Here is a 17579-nt window from a genome sequence, read left to right as displayed (position 1 = left end):
GAAACCAGCTCAGTTCGGGATCGCGTCCCCGGGCTTCAGCCGCGGCTTCGGCATCCGCAGCCGGCGGATCTGGGACGCCCGGACGAACGCGTACCAGCCGATCGACCGGCCGTTCACCGCTTCCTTCGGGAACTTCTCCCGGACCAGCTTCGCGATCTTCCGGCCGTTCACGAAGCCCTCGATCGCCATCACCAGCAGCATCGCCGTGCACAGGAGCGTGATGTACGACTGGACCTGGGGCATCGGCACCAGCAGCGCCAGGAACACCACGATGGCCAGCGGCATGAACAGGCCGAGCAGGTTGCGGCGGCTGTCGACCAGGTCGCGGACGTACGCCTTGACCGGCCCGCGGTCGCGGGGGAGTAGGGCCTTGTCGTCGCCGCGCATCATCGCCTCGCGGCGGGCCTTCGCCGCCGCGCGGCGGTCTTCCTTGGTCTGCGGGTTCGCCTTGCGCAGCTCTTTGTTGCGCTTCATCGCCTCACGCATGGTGGTGGGCGGCGGCGCCACCGGACCCCGCCGCTTCGCCTCCGCTTCGCGGCGCTTCGGCGTAGCTTTGCCCTTACCGGGCGTGTACGCCTTGCCGGCGACGTCGACGGCTTCGGCCGACTCCGGCTCGTCGGCGGCGGTGTCTGTGGTGCTTCGGCGCAGGAACCTCACGTCATCAGGGTATTGCAGGCGTCACGCCGCCGGTAACCAGGGCGATCCATGTGCGACGATGGTGGGGGAACAGATCGGACGCTCCGGGTGTTGAACACGTCAGCACGAGGAGTATCCGCAGCGAGTTCGACTTTATGAGGGAGTGCCATGACGACCGCTGAGCACGCCGGCGCGACGCAGGCCGAGACCGCCGAGGAGACCCACGGGGTCACGTTGACCGACACCGCGGCCGCCAAGGCGAAGGCTCTGCTCGAGCAGGAGGGCCGCGACGACATGCACCTGCGTATCGCCGTCCAGCCCGGTGGCTGCGCGGGCCTGCGCTATCAGCTGTTCTTCGACGAGCGCACGCTCGACGGCGACCTGTTCCGCGACTTCGACGGCCTCAAGGTCGCCGTGGACCGGATGAGCGCGCCGTACGTGTCGGAAGCCGTCATCGACTTCGTGGACACGATCGAGAAGCAGGGCTTCACGATCGACAACCCGAACGCCACCGGCTCCTGCGCCTGCGGCGACTCGTTCCACTGAGCCGTCCGCGAGAACACGCGAAGAAGGCCCCGTCTCCCGGTGGGAGGCGGGGCCTTCTTCGTCGCTGCGGACCTACACGTACGCGTCGAGCTCGGCCACCTGGGCGTGGCACGCCTCGTCGACCTGCCACGGCTTGGCCGTGACGCGGGGCAGCGGCAGGCTCTCGGCCTGCAACGTCGCCGGGATGAGCGCGCAGTCGGCGATCAGCTCGGACAGGGTCTCGGGTTCGGTGACGGCGTTCACGATTCGTAACGCTATTGATCCGCTCTCGACTGGAGAAGGAGTACCAGCCGGTAGTGTCGGCTGGGCGCGCGCGAACTACCCGGATGGGTCATGACCCGGAGGTAACTTCGCGCCTTTTGCCGTGAGGTCGAACACGAAGGAGCAGCCGGTGGCAGACAGGGCCAGGATCGCGGTGTCCGGCAGTATCGCGACCGACCACCTCATGCATTTCCCGGGCAGGTTCGCCGAGCAGCTGGTCGCCGAGCAGCTGCACCGCGTCTCGCTGAGCTTCCTCGCCGACGACCTCGTGGTCCGGCGCGGCGGCATCGGCGCGAACATCGCCTTCGGCCTGGGGGTGCTCGGCGTGCAGCCGGTCCTCGTGGGTGCCGTGGGCGCCGACTTCGCCGACTACCGGTCCTGGCTGGAGCGGCACGGGGTGGACACCTCGGGCGTGCACGTGTCCGAGGTCGCGCACACCGCGCGGTTCGTCTGCACCACCGACGAAGACCTCTGCCAGATCGCGACGTTCTACGCCGGCGCGATGGCCGAGTCCCGCAACATCGAGCTGCTGCCGATCGCCGAGCGGGCCGGCGCGCTGAGCCTGGTGCTGATCAGCCCGGACGACCCCGAGGGCATGATCCGCCGCGCCGCGGAGTGCCGGCAGCGCGGGTACGCCTTCGCCGTCGACCCCTCGCAGCAGCTGGCCCGGATGACCGGTGAGCAGGCGCGCGAGTTCGTCGCCGGCGCGAAGTACCTGTTCAGCAACGACTACGAGTGGGAGCTGCTGCTCCAGAAGACCGGCTGGACCGAGGCCGACGTCCTCGACCAGGTCGGCCTGCGGATCACGACGCTGGGGGAGAAGGGCGTCGAGATCGTCGGCAAGGACGGCGTCGCCCTGCAGATCGGCGCGGTCCCCGAGCGGGTGAAGGCCGACCCGACCGGCGTCGGCGACGGCTTCCGCGCGGGCTTCCTGGCCGCCCTCGACGGCGGCCTGAACGTGGAGCGCGCCGCCCAGCTCGGCTCGCTGATCGCGGTGCTGGTGCTGGAGACGGTCGGCACGCAGGAGTGGACGTTCGACCGCGCGGAGGCGCTGGCCCGCATCGGCGAGGCCTTCGGCCCGGACGCGGCGGAGGAGATCTCGGTGGTCCTGCCCGCCGCCTGACGCTTCGACGGCGAAGGCCCCGCACCGGATCGGTGCGGGGCCTTCGCCGTGAAGAGCGTCAGAGCTTGACCGGGTACACCGGCTCCGGGATCTCGGGCTTGATCCGGTGCTCGACGAAGATCCCGTGCCACAGCATGAACACGATCAGCGCCCACAGCTGGCGGCTGCGGTCCAGCTGGCCCGCCTTGTGCTCCTCCAGCAGCGCCAGGATCGCCTTCTTGTCCAGCAGCTCCTCGGTCTTCGAGTCGGTGATGATGCCCTTCGCCCAGTCGTACATCTCGTTGCGCAGCCACAGCCGGATCGGGACCGGGAAGCCGAGCTTGCGGCGGTTGAGCACGTGCGCCGGGATGATCTTCGCCAGCGCCTGGCGCAGCGCGTACTTCGTCGTCCCGTGGGCGAGCTTCTGGTCCAGCGGGATCGACGCCGCGACCTTGAACACCTCGGCGTCGAGGAACGGCACCCGCAGTTCCAGCGAGTTCGCCATGGTCACCTTGTCCGCCTTGACCAGGATGTCGCCGCGCAGCCACGTGTAGAGGTCGACGTGCTGCATGCGGGCCACCGGGTCCCAGCCGCGCGAGACGTCGTACCAGGGCGCCGTGACGTCCTTGAAGCCCACGCCTTCCTGGTACGTGCGCAGGACGTTGCGCAGCTGGTCGTCGCGGAAGTTGCGGGCGTTGCCGTAGTAGCGGTCCTCGAGCGGGAGCGCGCCGCGGCGCAGCAGGTCCTTGCCGCGGGTGCCCTCGGGGATCTTCGTCGACACCTTGCCGATGAGCTTCCGCATGCCGCCGGGGATCTTTTCGAACGGCGCCAGCGAAATCGGCTCGTTGTAGATCGTGTAGCCGCCGAACAGCTCGTCCGCGCCCTCGCCGGACAGCACCGCCTTGACGTGCTTGCGGGCCTCGCGGGCGATGAACCACAGCGGGACCAGCGCGGGGTCGGCCACCGGGTCGTCGAGGTACCAGACGATGAGCGGCAGCGCCTCCATCATCTCGTCCGCCGACACCGTGCGGACCACGTGCTTCACGCCGATCGCGGCGGCCGACTCGGCGGCGACGTCCACCTCGGAGTAGCCCTCGCGCTCGAACCCGGTGGTGAACGCGATCAGGTTCGGGTTGTGCTCCTTGGCCAGCGTGGCGGTGGCGGTGGAGTCGATGCCGCCGGACAGGAACGCGCCGACGGTGACGTCGGGGTCGGAGATCATGTGCTTGCCGACCGAGTCGCGCATCACGTCGGCGATGCGCTGGTGCAGCTCTTCGGCTTCGGCTTGCGTGGTGACCGGCTTCGCGCTGAACTGCGGGTGGAAGTAGCGGGTGAACTTCACCTCACCGCCGGGCACGACCTCGAACGAGGTGCCGGACTCGACGCGGCGGATCGCGGTGTGCAGCGACTCGGGCTCGGGCACGTACTGCAGGACCAGGTAGTGCTGCAGGGCCTTCCGGTCCAGCTCCTGCGCGACGCCGAGGACGTCCGACAGCTCCAGCAGGCTCTTCTTCTCGCTGGAGAACGCCACCCCGCCGGGGCCGGCCGAGTAGAACAGCGGCTTGATGCCGAACGGGTCGCGGGCGCCGAAGACGCGCTTCTCCTGGGAGTCCCAGATCATGAAGGCGAACATCCCGCGCAGGCGCTTCACCCAGTCCGCGCCGAGGTAGTGGAAGCCGGCGACGATGGCCTCGCCGTCACCCTCGGTCTCGAACTTCGCGCCGTGCTTCTCGGCGAGCTCCGCCCGCAGCTCCAGGTAGTTGTAGATCTCCCCGTTGAAGTTCATCGTGTAGCGGCCCGGCGCCTCGGGCGGGCCCCACACCAGCGGCTGGTGCGCGTGCTCGACGTCGATGAAAGCGAGCCGGTTGAAGCCGTAGACGACCTCGGCGTCGGCCCAGGTGTCCTGCTCGTCCGGGCCGCGGTGGCGCTGGCAGCGCATGGCCGCGCCGACGGCGTCACGCGCGTTCGCCGCGCCGGTCTCGGTCGCGCAGATCAGTCCAAGCAGGCCGCACACGGGTACTCACACACCTTTAGGGTCTTCTTCGGGCTGGGAAGGTGCCCAGTATGCCGGGGCCGCCGTGGCGAGTACCACGCGCGTCGATGGTTACCCCTTGGTCAGCGGAGCGCGCCAACTCGGCTAGGCTCCGCCTGTCACGAAGATCGGTCGTAGGAGGCTCTGGGTGAAAGGGCGAGGCGCAGTGGGACAACCCGAGCGCACCCTGGGGAAGCGGACCGTGCGGATCGCCGCGCTGGCCGTGCTGGTCGCGCTGACCGCGACGGGCTGCTCCGGCGACGAGATCCTGCGGTTCGGCTGGCCGGTCGGTGTCACCGAGCAGGCGAACCAGATGCGCACGCTGTGGACCTGGGCCGTGGTGGCCGCGCTGGTCGTCGGCGTCATCGTGTGGGCGCTGATCTTCTGGACCGCGACGTTCCACCGCAAGAAGAAGACCGCCGACGGCGAGCCGGAGGAGCTGCCCCGGCAGTTCCAGTACAACATCCCGCTGGAGCTGTTCACGGTCGTCGTCCCGACGATCATGGTCTGCGTCCTGTTCTTCTTCACCGCGACGACGGAATCGAAGGTCCTCGACAAGATCCCCAACCCGGACGTCAAGGTCCAGGTCGTGGCCTTCCAGTGGAACTGGGAGTTCAAGTACGAGGACGCCAACGCGGCGAGGCCCGACGGCAGCGGCCAGGTCAGCACCGTCGGCTCGTCCGGCGAGATCCCGCTGCTGGTGCTGCCGGTCGGCAAGACCATCCAGTACGACCTGGTCTCCACGGACGTCATCCACTCCTTCTGGGTGCCGGAGTTCCACTTCAAGCGGGACGTCTTCCCGAACCCCGAGAAGAACAACCAGGACAGTTCCTTCCAGAACAAGATCGACCGCGAAGGCTCCTTCGTCGGCCGGTGCGCGGAACTGTGCGGTACCTACCACTCGGTGATGAACTTCGAGGTCCGCGCGCTCTCGGCGGACAAGTTCGACCAGTACATCTCGCTGCGCAAGCAGGTGAACCCGGCGACGGGCCAGGCGTTCACCGCGGCCGAAGCGCTGGCGAAGATGAACTGTGGCGAGCTGTGCACCCCGCACGCGGTGACCACCCAGCCGTTCAACACCGACCGCACGGCGCGGACCGCGTCCAACTGATCTCCCAGGAACAACAGGAGTAGAGGAAGACCATGAAGGTCGAAGCCCGCATCTTCTTCATCGTGGCGATCTTCGCCGTGTTCATGGCGGGGGTCTACTGGGTGTGGACCGCGCTGGCCGCGACCCACGGTGCCGAGCCGGTGGGCATCGTCGCGCTGTTCCTCACCGGCGGTCTCGCGTTCCTGGCCGGCAGCTACATGCAGTTCGTCGCCCGCCGCATCGAACCGCGCCCGGAAGACCGCGAGGACGCCGAAATCAGCGACGGCGCGGGCGAGCTGGGCTTCTTCAGCCCGGGCAGCTACTGGCCGATCGGCATGGCGGCCACCGCGGCGCTCGCTGCCCTGGCGCTGGCGTTCTTCCACATCTGGCTGCTGGTCATCGCGCTGGTCGCGCTGCTCATCACGATCGGTGGCCTGGTGTTCGAGTACCACACGGGCCCGTCGCACGACTGAGCCTTTCCGAAGCCGGCCGTCACGCACCCGCGTGGCGGCCGTTTTCGTGTCTGCCGCAGCTCTCGTGAGTGGTAAGGCGGGTTAGAACCCGCCTTGCCACTCACGACCGGTGCGGCAGGGTGCTCAGCCCCGGAACGCCGTCCGGTAGGACGACGGGCTCGTTCCCCGCAGGCGGCTGAACTGGTGCCGCAGCGCCGCGGCCGACGCGTACCCGCACGCCGTCGCGATGTCCTCCACCGACAGGCCGCCCTCCTCCAGCAGGGCCTGGGCGCGGTCCAGCCGCCGTTCGGTCAGCCAGCGGTGCGGGGTGGTGCCCGTCGCCGCCGAGAAGCGGCGCAGGAACGTCCGCTCGCCCAAGCCGCTGCGCCGGGCCAGCTCCGCCACCGTGAACGGCTGGTCCAGCCGCCGCTCCACCCACTCCAGGGCTTCCGCGACCACGGCGTCGTCACCCGCCGCCGTCGCCGGGACGGGCGCCTGGACGAACTGCGCCTGGCCGCCCGCGCGGTGCGGTGCCGCCACCATCCGCCGGGCCAGCGTCGTGGCCGCGGCGACCCCGCGCAGCCGCCGGACCAGGTGCAGGCACAGGTCGACCGCCGCGACCGTGCCCGCGCTGGTCAGGATGCCGCCGTCGTCGGCGTAAAGCGCCTGCGGATCCACCTCGGCGGCCGGGAACCGCCGCCGGAACTCCGCCTCGTACACCCAGTGGACCGTGCAGCGGCGGCCGTCGAGCAAGCCCGCGTACCCCAGCGAGAACACGCCCGCGCAGAACCCCGCCACCCACGCGCCCCGCCCGGCCGCGTCGCGCAGGACGTCCAGCACCGGTTCGGGCGGCGGTGCGGTCCGGGGCGCGCACGTCGGCACGATCAGCAGGTCCGCCGACGCCGCGAAGTCCAGGTCCCGCAGGCCGGACAGCCCGAAGCCGGACCAGCTCCCGACCGGGGCGCCACCGGGGGAGCAGACGCCGAAGTCCCAGCCCTCGATGCCGTCGGCGCTGCGGTCGGTGCCGAACACCTCGCACGCGACGCCCAGCTCGAACGGCGAAACGTGGTCGGCGAGCACCACGGCGACCCGGTTGACGTCCATGGCGGCCAGTGTGTCACAAGTTTTGCGGTCATTGTCATCTCTGACACTGGTTGGCCGGTCCGCGGACGGCGAACCTGGGCGCATGACGAATTCGGAAACCCGCCCGCTGCTCCAGTGGTCCGCGGCGATGGCGATGTCGGGCACGATCGGCGCCGTCGTCCTCGAGAGCGGCGCGGCCGCCCCCGCCGTGGCCTTCGCCCGCTGCTTCGTCGGCGGCGCCCTGCTCGTGCTCTGGTGCCTCTCCCGCGGCTGGCTGCAGGCCTGGCGGCCGTCGCGCCGCGACCTCGGCCTCGCCGTGCTGGGCGGGCTGTTCCTGGTCGGCAACTGGGTGCTGCTGTTCGCCTCGTACGCGCTGTCGTCGATCTCGGTCAGCACGGTCGTCTACCACACCCAGCCGCTGATCCTGGTCGGCCTGGCGGCGGCCTTCCTCGGTGAGAAGGTCGCCAAGAGCCACCTGGCCCGGGCCGCCATCGCGTTCGGCGGCGTGGCGTTGATCTCACTCTCCGCTCACGGCGAGGACGGCAAGCCCGTCCAGCTCGCCGGGATCGCCCTGGCCCTCGGCGCGGCGTTCCTCTACGCCGGCGCGTCCTTCATCGCGAAGCAGCTGAAGCACATCCGCCCGCACCTCCTAGCCGCCGTGCAGACGACCGTGGGCGCGCTGGTGCTGGCGCCCGCGCTGCTGATCACGCCGCTGCCGTCGACGACTTCGGGGCTGCTCTGGCTGGTGCTGCTGGGCACGGTGCACACGGCCCTGATGTACGTGCTGATCTACGCGAGCATCGGCAAGCTGCCGACCACGAAGGTGGCGCTGCTGTCCTACGTCTACCCGGTGGTCGCGGTCCTGGTCGACATCGCCTTCTACGGCCACCGCCCGACCTGGCCGGAGGCGCTGGGCATGCTCGCGGTCCTGGCCGCGGCGCTGGCGCCCCAGCGCGGCCGCAAGCCCGCGGCCACGCCGGAGGAGGCGTCCGGTGCGGTGGCCGGACCGGTCGCCCCCCAACGGCTCAGCTGAAGGCGATCCAGCGGTCCAGCAGCGCGGCCGCGGCGCCCGAATCGATCGCCTCGGCCGCCCGGGTCAGCCCCGCGCGGAGGTCGTCTTCCAGGGACGCCGAGAAGCCCGTGAAGGCGGTCAACGCGGCGGCCGCGTTGATCAGGACGGCGTCGCGGACCGGGCCCGGCTTGCCGCCCACCAGGTCGCGGACCACCTCGGCGTTCGCCGCCGCGTCGCCGCCGCGCAGGTCGTCCGCCGTCGCCCGGGCGATGCCCACGGAAGCCGGGTCGAAGCTGCGCTCGGTGACCTCGCCGTCCGAAACCACCCACACGGTCGACGTCGTCGTCGTGGTGATCTCGTCGAGGCCGTCGTCGCCGCGGACCACCAGGGCGCGGGTGCCGCGGCGGGCGAACGTCTCCGCCAGCACCCGCGTCTTGTCGGCGTACGCGCAGCCGATCAGCGCGGCACCGGGCTGGGCCGGGTTCGTCAGCGGGCCGAGCAGGTTGAACGTCGTCGGGATGCCGAGCTCGCTGCGCACCGGGCCGGCGTGGCGCAGCGCCGGGTGGAACGCCGAAGCCAGGAAGAACCCGATGCCGACCTCGGCGAGGCTGCGCTGGACGTCTTCCGGCGGCAGGCTGATCCGGACGCCGAGCGCTTCGAGGACGTCCGCCGCGCCGGACTTCGACGACGCGCTGCGGTTGCCGTGCTTGGCCACCGGCGCGCCCGCCGCCGCCGTGACGATCGTCGCCATCGTGGAGATGTTCACCGAGTTGGAGCCGTCGCCGCCGGTACCGACGATGTCGACCGCCGGGCGGTCCAGCTCGACCCGCCGGGCGTGCGCCAGCATCGTGGCCGCCATGCCGGCGATCTCCTCGGGCGTCTCGCCCTTGGCGCGCAGCGCCACCGCGAACCCGGCGATCCGGGCCGGGCTCGCCGCGCCGCTCATGATCTGGTCCATCGCCCACGCCGTGTCCTCCGCGGAGAGGTCGACGCCCGCGACGAGCTGCTTGAGCAGGGGTGGCCAGGTGCGGGGGACCGGCGTGGTCACCGGGCTCAGCCGTTCACGACGGGGACCCGTCGCGCGCGCAGCACGTCGGCGACGGTCTCCGCGGCGGTCAGCGGGTCCAGCGGGTGCACCAGCACGGCGTCCGCCTGCGACCACGTCGCCAGCCACCGGTCGTCCCGGCGCCGCACGGCGACCACGATCGGGGGACAGTCGGTGATTTCGTTCTTGAGCTGGCGGCAGAGGCCGATGCCGCCGGTCGGCTGCGCCTCGCCGTCGAGGATCGCCAGGTCGACGTTCCCCGCGTCCACCTCGGACAGCACATCGGCGATGCCGGCCGCCTCGACGTAGTCCACGCGCGCCAGATCGGCGGCGGGCCGCCGGCCGACCGCGTTCACGATCGCCTCGCGCACCTCCGCCTTGTGGCTGAACACCAGGACCCGCATCGACCGCTCGCCCATCAGGCACGCCTCCATACTCGTCACCGCACGTCTCCCGCGATCGTATCGGCCGAGACGGACATCACGCGGGCGCCTCCGGCTGGAGCGCGTCCCAGCCCAGCGCGTCGCCGCCCAGCCGCTGCGCCAGGCCCGCCATCCGGGACCGTTCCTGGGCGCAGTGCAGGGCGTCCAGCACCTGCACCCGGACCGCGAGCACGCGCGCCGGATCCGCCGACGGGGACTGTTCCCGCAGCTCGTAGCCGTCCTGGGCGAGGATCGCCGCGGCCTCGGCGAGCCGGTCCGGCGGGAGCAGCAGGTGGTGCCGCAGGACGGCCGGTGCCGTGCTGACCCAGGCGGGTGAACCGGCGAGGACGGCGGAGTCCGCGACGACCGGGTCGAAGGCCTCGGCGACGATCTTCAGGCCGGGCGCGCCGGCGCTCAGACCGGGCGTTTCCCGCTTCTTGACCAGGTCAAGCAGGCGGTCGAGTAAACCCATGAGTAGCTCTCACCTTCCCGGGCATCCGGTGTGATCGGTTACGCAGACGGCTCGCCGTGGACCCACCCGGCGGAGCGGCGGTGCGAGAGGACATAATGCGACGCGTGACAACGGCAGCTCCCACCATCAGTCAGCGGGTCCACTCGCTGAACCGGCCGAACATGGTCAGTGTCGGCACCATCGTGTGGCTGTCCAGCGAGCTGATGTTCTTCGCCGGACTGTTCGCGATGTTCTTCACCGTCAAGGCGCAGAACTCGTCCGGCCAGTGGCCGCCGCCGCTGCACGGCGAGGAGTTCAAGCTCAACGTGGCGTACGCGATCCCGTTCACGGTGATCCTCGTGCTGTCCTCGCTGACCTGCCAGTTCGGCGTGTTCGCCGCCGAGCGCGGCGACGTCTACGGGCTGCGCCGCTGGTACATCATCACGTTGATCATGGGCGCGATCTTCGTCGGTGGCCAGGCCAACGAGTACCACAACCTGGTCGAAGAGGGGATGACGATCCCGTCCGGCCCGTTCGGCACGGTCTTCTACCTCGCGACCGGTTTCCACGGCCTGCACGTCATCGGCGGGCTCATCGCCTTCGTGTACCTGCTCATCCGCACGAAACTGAGCAAGTTCACGCCCGCCCAGGCCACGTCGGCGATCGTCGTGTCCTACTACTGGCACTTCGTCGACATCGTGTGGGTCGGCCTCTTCGGTGTGATCTACCTCCTTCCGTAGGTCCGCCTCAGCCGCCACCACCTTCACCATCGGCCTGAACTGACAGCAAGGGTTGCCGCAAGATGACCACCAGCACGAAATCCTCGGAGCGCCGCTACCGCGCGCGGTCGAAGCTGCGGAGGCGGTTCGCCGGCCTGCTCGCGCTCGGCATCGCGCTGGTGGGCGCCGGCGCCCTGTACGCCGTGTTCGCCCCGGAGCCGCAGACCGCGCAGGCCCAGGGCACGCCGGCGCAGCTGCGCCTCGGCGAGCAGGTCTACAACAACACCTGCATCGCCTGCCACGGCGCGAACCTCGAGGGCGTGCAGGACCGCGGGCCGAGCCTGATCGGCATCGGCGACGCCGCGGTGTACTTCCAGACTTCTTCGGGCCGGATGCCCGCCGCGCGCCAGGAGGCGCAGATCGAGCGGAAGCCGCCGAAGCTGACCGAGGCCGAGATCGACGCCGTCGGCGCCTACATCCAGGCGCATGGCGGCGGCGTCCAGCGTCCCGCCGAGAAGGGCGAGGCCCTGCGCGGCGACGACCCGGCCCGCGGTGGCGAACTGTTCCGCCTCAACTGCGCGTCGTGCCACAACTTCACCGGCCGCGGTGGCGCGCTGTCCGCCGGCAAGTACGCGCCGAACCTGGACCCGGCGAGCGAAGAGCAGATCTACACGGCCATGCTCACCGGCCCGCAGAACATGCCGAAGTTCTCCGACCGGCAGCTGTCGCCGGAGGAGAAGAAGGACATCGTCGCCTACGTGAAGTCGGTGTCGGACGGCAACAACAACCCGGGTGGTAACGGCCTCGGCGGGGTCGGCCCCGCTTCGGAGGGCGTCATCGCCTTCATCGTCGGGATCGCCGCGCTGATCGGCGTGACGTTGTGGATTGGATCGAAGGCATGAGTGCCGAGGGGCCGAAGCCGCCGTCGGAGGCGGAGCTGGCTGAGATGGACCGTGACCAGCTGGTGAAGCTGGGCGGTGCGCTCGACGGCGTCGAGATCGTCGAGTACCCGACTCCGTGGCCCGTGGAGGGCACCCGCGCGGAGAAGCGGGCCGAGCGCCTGGTCGCGTTCTGGTTCGGCCTGTCCGCGCTGGCCGGGATCGGGTTCGTCGTTTCGCTGATCTGGTGGCCGTGGCAGTACGAGGCGCCGGACAACGAGAGCGGCCACTTCTGGTACAGCCTCTACACCCCGATGCTCGGCCTCACGCTCGGCCTGGCCATCCTCGGCCTGGGCATCGGCGTGATCCTGTACACGAAGAAGTTCGTGCCCGCCGAGGTCGCGGTGCAGCAGCGCAGCGACTCGGGCGGCGAAGGGTCGCCCGAGGTCGACCGCGCGACGATCCTCGCGCACCTGGCCGACGCCGGGAGCCGCAGCACCATCGCCCGCCGGTCGCTGGTCAAGCGCTCGGCGATCGCCGGGGCGGGTGCGCTCGGTCTCGCGGCCGCGGCGCTGCCGATCGCGTCCTTCATCAAGGACCCCTGGAAGAACACCGAGACCCGGGATTCGCTGTGGCACACCGGCTGGCAGCCGAACTTCCCCGGTGAGAAGGTCTACCTGCGCCGCAACACCGGCAAGCCGGTCGAGGTGGAGCACGGCAAGGAGACCGAGATCTCCCTGGTCAAGGCCGAGGACCTCGACGCGGGCGCGATGGAGACGGTGTTCCCGTTCCGCGAGTCCGAGCGGAACGACGCGGAGGCGCTGGCCAAGGCGCTGACCCGCGTCGACAACCCGGTCATGCTGATCCGCCTGCGCTCGACCGACGCCGCCAAGGTGGTCAAGCGGGCCGGCCAGGAGGACTACAACTTCGGCGACTACTACGCGTACACGAAGATCTGCAGCCACGTCGGCTGCCCGACCTCCCTGTACGAGCAGCGGACCAACCGGATCCTGTGCCCGTGCCACCAGTCGCAGTTCGACGCGCTCCACTACGCCAAGCCGATCTTCGGCCCGGCGACCCGTCCGCTGGCCCAGCTACCGATCACGGTGGACGAAGAGGGATACTTGATCGCGCGAGGCGATTTCAACGAGGCCATCGGTCCGGCCTTTTGGGAGCGTAAGTCATGAGTTCACTCACCACGCCGACCAAGGGGTCGAGCCCGGTCGAGAAGGCGCTGGGCGACGCCGCGAACAACGCCGACCAGCGGTACCACCTGGCCAAGGGCCTGCGGCACCAGCTGAACAAGGTGTTCCCGACCCACTGGTCGTTCCTGCTGGGCGAGATCGCGCTCTACAGCTTCATCATCCTGCTGCTCACCGGTGTGTACCTGACGCTGTTCTTCGACCCCTCCATGCAGGAGGTCGTCTACCACGGCAGCTTCAAGAACATGCAGGGCCTGGAGATGTCGCAGGCGTTCCGCACGACGCTGGACATCTCGTTCGACGTCCGCGGCGGCCTGTTCATGCGCCAGCTGCACCACTGGGCCGCGCTGATCTTCGTCGCGTCCATGGCCGTCCACATGCTCCGGATCTTCTTCACCGGCGCGTTCCGGCGGCCGCGTGAGGCGAACTGGGTGATCGGCGGCCTGCTGCTGATCCTGGGGTGCTTCGAAGGCTTCTTCGGCTACTCGCTCCCGGACGACCTGCTGTCCGGTACCGGTATCCGCGCGACGCTGTCGGGCATCGTGCTCTCGGTGCCGGTGGCCGGCACCTGGATCCACTGGGCGCTGTTCGGCGGGGAGTTCCCCGGCGACCAGATCATCCCGCGCCTGTACACGCTGCACATCCTGCTGCTGCCGGGCATCATGCTCGCGCTGGTCGGGGCGCACCTGGCGCTGGTCTGGTACCAGAAGCACACGCAGTTCCCCGGCGTGCGCCGCAAGGAGACCAACGTCGTCGGCGTCCGGATCATGCCGTACTTCGCGCTGAAGGGCGGGGCGTTCTTCACGCTGGTCATCGGCGTGCTGGCGCTGATGTCGGGCCTGTTCCAGATCAACCCGGTGTGGAACTTCGGCCCGTACAACCCGGCGCAGGTGTCCGCGGGCTCGCAGCCCGACTGGTACATGGCCTGGGCCGACGGCATGCTCCGGATCTGGCCGGCGTGGGAGGTCTACCTCGGGAACTACACGATCCCGGCGGTGTTCTTCCCCGGCGCGGTCGGCATGCCGGTCCTGATCGGGCTGCTGCTGGCCTACCCGTTCCTCGAGCGGAAGCTGTCCAAGGACACCGCGCACCACAACCTGCTCCAGCGGCCCCGGGACGTCCCGGTCCGCACGGCGCTGGGCGCGATGGCGCTGGGCTTCTTCATGGTGATCGAGCTGTCGGGCTTCAACGACATCATCGCCGACCAGTTCGACATCTCCCTGAACGCGACGACGTGGGCGGGCCGCATCGGCGTGCTCCTCGTGCCGCCGGTCGCCTACTACCTGACCTACCGGCTCTGCCTGGGTCTGCAGCGGGCCGACCGCGAGGTGCTGGAGCACGGCGTCGAGACGGGCATCATCAAGCGGCTGCCGCACGGTGAGTTCATCGAGATCCACCAGCCGCTGGCCGGCGTGGACAGCCACGGGCACGCCATCCCGCTCGAGTACCAGGGCGCGTCGGTGCCGAAGAAGATGAACAAGCTGGGTTCGGCCGGCCACGCGGTGCCGGGCACGTTCTGGTCCCCGGACCCGGCCGAGGAGACCGCGGCGCTGCAGCGGGCCAACGGCAACGGTCACGGGAACGGGCACTCGATCACCCAGGGTGAACCGGGCGAGTTCGAGAGCATCGAGACGGCCGAAGCCGCCAAGCGCTCCGAGCACTAGTCGTCACCGACGTCGAAGGCCCACCTCGCGAGAGGTGGGCCTTCGGTGTTTCCGGGCTACTCCTGGCCGGCGCGGAGCCGGGAGACGGCCTTCTCCGCCCTCGAGACGCGCGTCTCGGGCTTCTTGGCCTCGGCAACCCAGCGGACGTACTCACGCCGGTGGGAGGGCGGCAGCGCCTCGAACAGCGCCACGGCGTCCGGGGCGGCCGCGAGGGCAGCGGCCAGCTCCGCGGGGAGCTCGCTCAATCCTCCACGCCGATCGAGAAGGCCGATTCGGTGTCGGCGCGGCTGTAGGACCGGAACGCGATGTGCGTGACGGTGTCCAGCACGCCCGGCACCTTCCCGATCCGGCCGGGGATCAGGTCGGCCAGCTCCTCGTGCGTGGACACCTTCACGGTGGCGATGAGGTCGACGTCCCCGGCGCACGAGTAGACCTCGCCGACACCGTCGATGTCGGCGATCGCCTGCGCCGCGTCCGGGATCGCGTCCGCCTCTACCTGGATCAACACGATCGCGGTGATCACCTGGGTCCTCCAAGACTCGTGTGCGGGTGTCGCCCGCGATCCTAGCTACGCCGCGGTGTGGGCCAGCCAGTGCGCGGAGAGTGCATCGTCGCCGGTGACGGTGACGCGGTCCGCGGGCAGGCGCCGGGTCAGCACGAGCAGGAGGTCCTGGACGGGCCGGCCAGCGTCACGTCCGCGGTGCCGGTCTCCCGCGTCCACCGGACGCCGCCGGGGTGGCGGGTCGCCTCCCATGCCTGGACGGGCCGCCTCGCGTACCTGGACGGTCGCCTCCCGTACCTGGACGGTCGGCTGGCGTATCCGGCCGAGCTGCTCGTGTGCGTGGCGGGTCGGCTCGCGTACCGGGGAGGGTCGCCTCGCGTACCCGGGCGGTCGGCTTGCGTACCCACACGGTCGGCTTGCGTGCCTGGAGGGTCGGTTCGCGTGTTGGGCGGTCGGTTCGCGTGCGCGGATGGTCGGCCACGGACCGGCCTTCCCGGTTGCGGCGGCCAACCCTCCGGGTACGCCAGTCGACCGGCTGGGTACGCGACCGGCTGGGTACGCGAGCCGACCTGCTGGGTGCGCCGGCCGACCGTCCGGGTACGCCAGCCGACCCTCCGGGTACGCCAGCCGACTCCCTGGGTACGTGGGCCGACTGGCTGGGTACGCGGGCCGACCGGGTAGGCCAGGCGGGGCGCGGGGGAGGCGGGGGCGTCAGTCGGCGTGTTCCAGGGTGTGTGCGTTTGCCACCAGGTCCAGCCAACCTCGCCAGCCCGCCACCGCGGCCGGCTCGGACCAGGGGCGGGTCGTGCGGACCAGGCGTACCCCCGGGCGGGCCAGCCAGCGCAGCAGCACCCCCACCTCCTCCGGGGGCGCGCCGTGGAGGGGGCCCGGGTCCGGGAGCACCGTCTCGGCCGAGGCCACCAGTGCCTCCACCACCGGCATCGGCGGCACTCCGCGGCGGGCCACGCCGGCCGAGGCCAGGCGGCCGTAGCGGATCACCGACAGCTCCCAGCCGCCCTCGCCGTCCGGGGCCGCCGCGATCAGCTCGGCGATCGAGGCCAGGGCTCCCTGCCGGTGGGCGCGGCCCAGCGCCCGGATCAGGCCCGCCAGCTCGTCGCGGTGGCGGGCCGCCTGCTCGAAGTGCCGGCCCGCCGCCAGGTGCTCCACGTGCGCGGCCGCCGTGTGCAGGGGACGGCCGTCCAGGCCCGCGATGAGCCCCGACACCGACTCGACCGCCGGGCTGTACGCCTCCACGCTCTGGCGTCCCGCGCACGGCGCTCCGCACCGCCCCAGCTCCGCCAGCACGCACGGTGTCCCGTTCGCCGACCGCGGCGAGATCCGCTGCGTGCACGTCCGCAGGCCCGACGCCCCGGCCAGGGTGTCCGCCGTCGTGCGGGCGTCCGCCTGGTTGCGGAACGGGCCCAGCACCCCCGGCCGCGGCAGCCGCACCACCGACAGCCGGGGGAACGCCTCGTCCGTCAAGCCGATCCACCAGCCCTGGTGCCGGTTCTTCGACCGCCGGTTGTACGCGGGCCGGTGCGCCGAAATCAGCCGCAGCTCCCGCACCTCCGCCTCCAGCGCGTGCGCGCACACGACGTGGTCGACGCGCTCGGCCAGCGCGACCATCTCCCGGATCCGGCTGCGGTTCTCCGAGCCCGTGAAGTAACTCCGCACCCGCCGCCGCAGGTCCTTCGCCGTGCCGACGTACAGGACCTCCTCCTTCGGCCCCTTGAAGAGGTAGACGCCCGGGGCCGACGGCAGGTCCGCCGCCAGGTGCCGTTTCGCCCGCTGGGCGACGGTCACCTCCGGCAGGTACCCCATCAGCTCCTCGAGCGAGTGCACGCCCACGTTCCCGACCCGCTCCAGCAGGCCGTGCAGGACGTCGACGGTCGCCCGCGCGTCGTCCAGCGCCCGGTGCGTCGGCCGCGTCCGCGCGCCGAACAGCAGCGCCAGCGCCGTCAGGTTGTAGCGCCCGACCTCGTCCCGCGGCACCACCCGCCGCGCCAGGCGGACCGTGCACACCACCGTCAGCTTCGGCCACACGTACCCGTGCCCCTCGCACGCCGCCCGCATGTGGGAGGTGTCGAAGCCGGAGTTGTGCGCCACCAGCACCGCACCCCCGATGAACTCGAGGAACGCCGGCAGCACCTCCTCGATCGGCGGCGCGTCGTAGACCATGGCCTGCGTGATCCCGGTCAATGAGACGATCTGCGGCGGGATCGGCGAGCCCGGGTTCACCAGCGTCGCGAACTCGCCCAGCACCTCGCCGGCGCGCACCTTCACCGCCCCGATCTCGGTGATCACCGACGGACCCGGCGGAGCCCCGGTGGTCTCGAGGTCGAAGACGACGAAAGTGGTGTCCCGCAAGGGAGTTCCGAGCTCGTCGAACGCGAGCTGAGCCTGGACCGGACGCATGGGCGGGACTCTAGGCGCGACCCCCGACAGTTTTGCCGGTGCAGTGCCGGTGCAGTGCCCGGTGCAG

20 protein-coding genes are annotated in these 17579 nt (G+C 70.7%); 9 read left to right on the top strand and 11 right to left on the bottom strand.

Annotated features, from left to right (window positions below; all coding sequences use genetic code 11):
- Positions 1-9: 9 nt before the first annotated feature.
- A complete protein-coding gene (locus AB0M30_RS11035; RefSeq protein ID WP_360182932.1) occupies positions 10-657 on the bottom strand; it encodes a DUF3043 domain-containing protein in 648 nt (215 codons plus the stop codon).
- 147 nt (positions 658-804) lie between these two features.
- On the opposite strand from AB0M30_RS11035, the gene AB0M30_RS11030 reads away from it, so the two are divergent.
- Complete coding sequence (locus AB0M30_RS11030) at positions 805-1182, top strand: iron-sulfur cluster assembly accessory protein (protein WP_103342340.1); 378 nt, start codon at positions 805-807, stop codon at positions 1180-1182.
- Positions 1183-1254: 72 nt separating this feature from the next.
- On the opposite strand, the gene AB0M30_RS11025 is transcribed toward AB0M30_RS11030, so the two are convergent.
- Positions 1255-1425: a hypothetical protein gene (locus tag AB0M30_RS11025; protein ID WP_020644663.1), complete on the bottom strand. Its 171-nt coding sequence runs from the start codon at positions 1423-1425 to the stop codon at positions 1255-1257.
- Between the two features lie 148 nt (positions 1426-1573).
- On the opposite strand from AB0M30_RS11025, the gene AB0M30_RS11020 reads away from it, so the two are divergent.
- Positions 1574-2566 (top strand): carbohydrate kinase family protein, encoded by a 993-nt coding sequence (locus tag AB0M30_RS11020; protein WP_364582548.1) that lies wholly within the window; start codon positions 1574-1576, stop codon positions 2564-2566.
- Between the two features lie 58 nt (positions 2567-2624).
- Here the strand turns inward: AB0M30_RS11020 and asnB are convergent, their stop codons facing one another.
- Entirely contained in the window at positions 2625-4559 is a 1935-nt protein-coding gene (asnB, locus tag AB0M30_RS11015; RefSeq protein ID WP_364582547.1) for an asparagine synthase (glutamine-hydrolyzing), read from the bottom strand.
- 184 nt (positions 4560-4743) lie between these two features.
- Between asnB and coxB the strand changes: the two genes are divergently transcribed.
- A complete protein-coding gene (gene coxB, locus AB0M30_RS11010; RefSeq protein WP_360182924.1) occupies positions 4744-5688 on the top strand; it encodes a cytochrome c oxidase subunit II in 945 nt (314 codons plus the stop codon).
- Between the two features lie 32 nt (positions 5689-5720).
- Positions 5721-6140 carry a cytochrome c oxidase subunit 4 gene (locus AB0M30_RS11005; RefSeq protein ID WP_103342336.1) on the top strand — a complete coding sequence of 140 codons (420 nt, stop codon included), beginning with the start codon at positions 5721-5723 and terminating at the stop codon, positions 6138-6140.
- Between the two features lie 123 nt (positions 6141-6263).
- Here the strand turns inward: AB0M30_RS11005 and AB0M30_RS11000 are convergent, their stop codons facing one another.
- Positions 6264-7223, bottom strand: coding sequence for a helix-turn-helix domain-containing protein (locus AB0M30_RS11000; RefSeq protein WP_103342335.1), 960 nt, complete (start codon positions 7221-7223; stop codon positions 6264-6266).
- A gap of 82 nt (positions 7224-7305) precedes the next feature.
- Between AB0M30_RS11000 and AB0M30_RS10995 the strand changes: the two genes are divergently transcribed.
- The gene (locus AB0M30_RS10995; protein ID WP_364582543.1) at positions 7306-8235 is read left to right on the top strand and encodes a DMT family transporter; all 930 of its coding nucleotides are present in this window, start codon (positions 7306-7308) and stop codon (positions 8233-8235) included.
- On the opposite strand, the gene trpD is transcribed toward AB0M30_RS10995, so the two are convergent.
- The 3 genes from trpD to AB0M30_RS10980 form a co-directional block, all read right to left on the bottom strand.
- Positions 8228-9262, bottom strand: a complete 1035-nt coding sequence (gene trpD, locus AB0M30_RS10990; protein WP_364582541.1) for an anthranilate phosphoribosyltransferase — start codon at positions 9260-9262, stop codon at positions 8228-8230. The genes AB0M30_RS10995 and trpD overlap by 8 nt on opposite strands.
- Before the next feature lie 5 nt (positions 9263-9267).
- On the bottom strand, positions 9268-9678 hold the full coding sequence (locus tag AB0M30_RS10985; RefSeq protein ID WP_363998388.1) for a hypothetical protein: 411 nt from the start codon (positions 9676-9678) through the stop codon (positions 9268-9270).
- 61 nt (positions 9679-9739) lie between these two features.
- Positions 9740-10153 (bottom strand): hypothetical protein, encoded by a 414-nt coding sequence (locus AB0M30_RS10980; RefSeq protein ID WP_364582538.1) that lies wholly within the window; start codon positions 10151-10153, stop codon positions 9740-9742.
- Between the two features lie 95 nt (positions 10154-10248).
- Between AB0M30_RS10980 and AB0M30_RS10975 the strand changes: the two genes are divergently transcribed.
- The 4 genes from AB0M30_RS10975 (at position 10249) to AB0M30_RS10960 (ending at position 14595) form a co-directional block, all read left to right on the top strand.
- The gene (locus tag AB0M30_RS10975; protein WP_364582535.1) at positions 10249-10872 is read left to right on the top strand and encodes a heme-copper oxidase subunit III; all 624 of its coding nucleotides are present in this window, start codon (positions 10249-10251) and stop codon (positions 10870-10872) included.
- Between the two features lie 62 nt (positions 10873-10934).
- Positions 10935-11753 (top strand): c-type cytochrome, encoded by an 819-nt coding sequence (locus AB0M30_RS10970; RefSeq protein WP_364582533.1) that lies wholly within the window; start codon positions 10935-10937, stop codon positions 11751-11753.
- Complete coding sequence (locus tag AB0M30_RS10965; RefSeq protein WP_364582530.1) at positions 11750-12916, top strand: ubiquinol-cytochrome c reductase iron-sulfur subunit; 1167 nt, start codon at positions 11750-11752, stop codon at positions 12914-12916. The genes AB0M30_RS10970 and AB0M30_RS10965 overlap by 4 nt, the downstream gene beginning before the upstream one ends.
- Positions 12913-14595, top strand: a complete 1683-nt coding sequence (locus AB0M30_RS10960; RefSeq protein WP_364582527.1) for a cytochrome bc complex cytochrome b subunit — start codon at positions 12913-12915, stop codon at positions 14593-14595. The genes AB0M30_RS10965 and AB0M30_RS10960 overlap by 4 nt, the downstream gene beginning before the upstream one ends.
- A gap of 56 nt (positions 14596-14651) precedes the next feature.
- Here AB0M30_RS10960 and AB0M30_RS10955 read toward each other — a convergent pair whose 3' ends face one another.
- The 4 genes from AB0M30_RS10955 to AB0M30_RS10940 all read right to left on the bottom strand — a co-directional run bounded on the left by AB0M30_RS10955 (position 14652) and on the right by AB0M30_RS10940 (position 17512).
- Positions 14652-14840, bottom strand: a complete 189-nt coding sequence (locus tag AB0M30_RS10955; protein WP_364582524.1) for a YdeI/OmpD-associated family protein — start codon at positions 14838-14840, stop codon at positions 14652-14654.
- Entirely contained in the window at positions 14837-15118 is a 282-nt protein-coding gene (locus tag AB0M30_RS10950; protein ID WP_285989461.1) for an Lrp/AsnC ligand binding domain-containing protein, read from the bottom strand. The genes AB0M30_RS10955 and AB0M30_RS10950 overlap by 4 nt, the downstream gene beginning before the upstream one ends.
- Positions 15119-15163: 45 nt before the next feature.
- Positions 15164-15349, bottom strand: coding sequence for a hypothetical protein (locus AB0M30_RS10945; protein WP_364582522.1), 186 nt, complete (start codon positions 15347-15349; stop codon positions 15164-15166).
- A 459-nt stretch (positions 15350-15808) separates the two neighbouring features.
- Positions 15809-17512, bottom strand: a complete 1704-nt coding sequence (locus AB0M30_RS10940) for a DEDD exonuclease domain-containing protein (protein WP_364582521.1) — start codon at positions 17510-17512, stop codon at positions 15809-15811.
- Positions 17513-17579: the final 67 nt, after the last annotated feature.

It is taken from the genome of Amycolatopsis sp. NPDC051716, assembly GCF_040681595.1.
Classification (GTDB): domain Bacteria; phylum Actinomycetota; class Actinomycetes; order Mycobacteriales; family Pseudonocardiaceae; genus Amycolatopsis.
The sequence above is the reverse complement of the archived record's forward strand: the minus strand, read 5'-3'. Positions and strand labels throughout refer to the sequence as shown.